The following is a 2,483-nucleotide window of genomic DNA, read 5'->3' as shown; positions in this document are numbered from 1 at the left end:
GGGCGCGTCGAACAGCGCGGACATGGCGACGTCCGCGCCGGTCGCCGCCCGCAGCCGCGTCAGCAGGCGGGTGGCCAGCAGGGAGTGACCGCCCAGGTCGAAGAAGTTGCTGTCGGGTCCGACGGTCGCCGCCGGCAGGTGCAGCAGCTCCTCGTACAGCTGGCAGACCAGCGACTCGCCGGCACTCGCGGGCGCCCGGCCGCCCGAGGGCGCGAAGTCGGGTGCCGGCAGCGCCGCGGCGTCCAGTTTGCCGTTGGCCGTGAGCGGCAGTGCCTCCAGCAGCACGCAGGCTCCGGGCACCATGTGCGCGGGCAGCAAGGCCGCGAGGTGGGAGCGGAGTTCGGACGGTTCTGCGTGGTGTCCCGGACGGGCGACGGCATACGCGACCAGCATCCGGTCGGCGGTGTCCGCCACCGGGCGGGCCACCACGGCGGCCCGGTCCACCGCGGGGTGCCGACGCAACGCGGCCTCGATCTCACCCGGTTCGATCCGGAAGCCGCGGATCTTCACCTGCTGGTCCGCCCGCCCGGCGTACTCCAGCAGCCCGTCCGCGGTGCGGCGCGCCAGGTCGCCGGTGCGGTACATGCGTTCGCCGGGCGGCCCGAACGGGTCGGCCACGAAGCGTTGGGCGGTCAGCTCCGGCCGGTCGAGGTAGCCGGGGGCCACGCCAGGACCGGCCACGTACATCTCCCCGGTCCAGCCCGGCGGAACGGGCTGGAGGCAGTGGTCGAGCAGGTGGACCCGCAGGTCCGGGAGCGGCACCCCGATGACGCTGCGGGTCGTGTCGTCCTCGATCTCGCGGCGGGTCAGCCGGTGATGGGTGACGTGCACGGTCGTCTCGGTGATGCCGTACATGTTGACGAGCGCCGGGGAATGGTCGCCGTACCGGGCCACCCAGGGCCGCAGCCGGGCGGGTTCCAGCGCCTCACCGCCGAAGACGACGTACCGCAGCGCCCACGGTTCCGTCCCGTCGCCCGCCGGGGCGTGCTCCGCGTCGGCCGACGCCAACGCCTCGAAGGCGGACGGCGTCTGGTTCAGCACGGTCACCCGTTCCCGGCGCAGCAGCTCCCGGAACTCCGCCGGGGCGCGGCTCGTGCCGTGCGGTACGACCACGAGCCGGCCGCCGTGCAGCAGCGCTCCCCAGATCTCCCAGACGGAGAAGTCGAACGCGCAGGAGTGGAACAGCGTCCACACGTCGTCCGGGCCGAAGTCGAAGTGCGCGGCGGAGGCGGTGAAGAGGCGCAGCACGTGGGAGTGCGGGACCGGCACGCCCTTGGGCCGTCCGGTGGACCCGGAGGTGTGGATGACGTAGGCGGTGCCGTCGGCGGTGAGCGGTGCCGTGCGGTCGCTGTCGGTGAGGTCGGCGGCGGAGTACCCGGCCGTCTCCCGGTCGGCGTCCGCGTCGCCCAGGACGACGGTGGCCGTGCCCAGATCCGGCAGGGCCGGTGCCACGTCGGTGTCGGTGAGCAGCAGCGCCGGGGAGGTGTCGGCGGTCACCGTGCGGAGGCGCTCACCCGGATAGTCGGGGTCCAGCGGCTGGTAGGCGGCGCCGGACTTGAGCACGGCCAGCATGCCGACGAGCAGCTGTGCCGAGCGTGGCAGGGCCAGGGCGACGACCCGGCCGGGGCCGGCCCCGCGCCGGACCAGAAGGCGGGCCAGCCGGTTGGCGCGCCGGTTGACGTCCGCGTAGCTCAGACCGGTGCCCTCGTGGGTGACGGCGGTCGCCTCGGGGGAACGGGCCGCCTGCGCCTCGAAGCGGGCGGTGAGCGTGTCGTCCGCGCGGACTGCCTCCGGGGCGTCCACGGGGTGGACCGTCGCCTCGCCGGGGTGCAGCAGTGACGTTTCGGCGAGCGGCCGCTCCGGTTCGTCGGCCAGCCGCTCCAGGAGCAGCAGCAACCGGGCCTGGTGGTCGGCCAGTCGGTCCTCGGTGAACAGTGCCGGATTGGCGTCGAAGTCGATCCGCAGGCCCTCCGGGCCCTCACCCGACACGTCGGGCCGCACGGTCAGGGACAGGTCGTCGACCAGGCCGCCGGACAGGTGGTGCGCCGTCGCCGGGTGCTCGCCGAACCGCAGGTCGTGCGCGAACGGCACCAGGTTGACGACCGGGCCGTACAGCCGACGGTCACCGCCGAGCAGCCCGAGATCGCGGCGCAGGTCCTCACCCCGGTACAGCTGGTGGGTGCGCGCGGCGCGCAGCTCGGCCGCCGCTGCCCGGACCAGGTCGGTGGCGGTGCAGCCGGCGCCCACCGACAGCGGCAGCGGCAGCATGTTCGACACCGTGCCCGGAGTGCGCAGCATGGTCGAACCCAGCCGGCTCATGGTGGGCAGGCCCAGCACCACGTCCGGGGCGCCGGTGACGCGGTACAGGTAGGCGGCGACGGCCGCCAGCAGCAGTTCGCTCCGGGACGCCCCCATGCGCTTCGCGGCGGACGCCAGCCGTTCGGCCTCGTCCCCCGGGACAGCGGTGGTGCGACGGAGGAACG

1 protein-coding gene is annotated in these 2,483 nt (G+C 74.5%); it reads right to left on the bottom strand.

All coding sequences use genetic code 11. The annotated features are described in order from the left end of the window. Positions 1-2,483, bottom strand: a 2,483-nt coding sequence (locus tag ACYVE9_RS22850) for an amino acid adenylation domain-containing protein (RefSeq protein WP_461029773.1), incomplete at both ends; no start/stop codon positions are given.

This window comes from Streptomyces sparsus (assembly GCF_054776295.1).
The sequence above is the reverse complement of the archived record's forward strand: the minus strand, read 5'-3'. Positions and strand labels throughout refer to the sequence as shown.